This window comes from Bariatricus sp. HCP28S3_F11 (assembly GCF_052065395.1).
In the GTDB taxonomy this organism is placed as follows: domain Bacteria; phylum Bacillota; class Clostridia; order Lachnospirales; family Lachnospiraceae; genus Allocoprococcus.
Map to the genome: position 1 here is coordinate 1 of NZ_JBQHUC010000090.1, position 1,885 is coordinate 1,885.

Annotated in this window: 1 protein-coding gene; it reads right to left on the bottom strand. The window is 45.6% G+C overall.

The window, feature by feature from the left end:
- Nucleotides 1-276: 276 nt before the first annotated feature.
- A complete protein-coding gene (locus tag ACTNBR_RS16315) occupies nucleotides 277-1,731 on the bottom strand; it encodes an IS6 family transposase (RefSeq protein WP_441019241.1) in 1,455 nt (484 codons plus the stop codon).
- Nucleotides 1,732-1,885 lie beyond the last annotated feature (154 nt).

Here is a 1,885-nt window from a genome sequence, read left to right on the forward strand (position 1 = left end):
AGGTAGTGTAAAGTAGCCTATGAAAAAATGGAGCTGAAAAAAAAGGCTCCATGGGAACCTTGAAAATTGCAGATATGTTAGTTTTCGGCAGCGTACGCCACCCTTGACGGCACACCAAAACAATGCTCTGAACGTCTTACCGACGGCGAAGAACTCAAGAACAGATAGGTTTCTCCGTCTGATCCACAGCATTGTAGCATTGTTTTGGTGTGCCATCAAGGGCAGAGCCAGAACCTGTGGTTCTGGTGGCTGGATATTTTACCTCCGGCTCGGAATCTAAGAACAGATAGTAGATTCGCTTTGTTGCTTCAGGATTGCCTGCTGACCAAGATAGATGAGAAGCTGCCATTTACCGGGCATGTTTCCGGCACCTTCCAGCAGTTCTACTTTGTTGAGGGGTTCTTTGCCGCCGGATATCTCATGGGGACGCAGGAAGTTATAATAAGCAACCCAAAGAGAGACGCTGTGGACAGCACCATCCTCTGTACCATAGCCGCAGGTAATGCGGTAGGATTCCTTGAAAGTACGGTTCAGACGCTCGATGAGCTGCTTGAACGGGCGGAATTCTTTTGATACTTCATCATCATTTGTAAGACCGATGACCTGAGTGACGAAGACTTCCCAATCTTTTTCAATCTTAAACTGTTGGGCAGCAAGTGGATAGGCACTGTAACCATCTGCGATGAATTTCAAGGCTTTGCCAGGGAACTCCTTAAACTTATCAAATGCCATGCGCATGGTAAGGATACAGGGACCTACATCCCTGGAGGTTGAGACCTGATATCCGAGGATGGATCGTGAAACCTTGTCCATGATGAGCCAGACATAGGCTTTTACACCGCTAATCTTAATGTATGTTTCATCAGCAGCCAGTTCGTTGGAAGGATTGTAGTCATAAGAGTCTACAAAAGGTTTGATGATCACAGCGGCCGTTTTGGCATAGTTGTTGACCATGGTGTGGGAGATATCGATACCGTGGATATCCTTCAAAGCCTGGACGGTCTGGCGCAGGGAGAGTTTGAGGTTTACCCGATAGGTAAGGCACAGCCCCATGATATAGGCATTGTTCTTCTTATACTTGAAAGAGGTTGCCCATTTGGGAAGCTGGCTGAGGTCCATGTCGAAGAAGTTTACAGAGAACTCCCGGTAGAGATACCGCAGCTTGTATTTCCAGTATTCTGACTTAGGAAGATCTTTCGGAAGTTTTTTCAGATTCCGTTTGTAATAGGAGCAGTTGTCATTGACGCATTTGTGGACACGGAAGTGCTTACGGTCTTTGACAGGCTGCAGGGCATGGCCGCAGTAGGGACACTGGAGCTTCAGTGGGGCAGTTACTTTTTCGCCGTTGACAAAGGTCTGGCCACAGATCTTGCATTTGAACTGACCGCGGCCGCCTGTATTATCGTAGATGTACTCATGTGGTGCACCACAGAGAGGACATACGGTATCTTCAGGAACGGTGCGAGTCTTGCCTTTTTGGGTTTTGACCGGTTTGACGGCTTTGCCATAACGCAGGCGGTAATACTCGTTCCAGAGCAGCCAGTCCTGTTTGACGAAGGGTTTGATGATGGGAAGCTTATCAGTGAGGAACTTCTGATATTTGGGGCTGTGGAGTTCGTCATGGGCCCATTGTTTCAAAGGGATATATCTGCAGATAAAGAGAATAAGCCAGCAGATTTGCTGATGTTGTTCTTGAATGATAGTAAGTAAATAGAGTATAATGTTATCCATAAGCAATGATTTACCTTTCGTATTTTGTTGAGTTTGGTCACTTACATTATACATGAAAAAGGGGGGTCATTGCTTTTTTATTCGTAAAAAGTGATGAAATCCTTGAAAATATAAGGTTTTAAAGAAAAATAGGACTGTAAAACTTTACAGTACC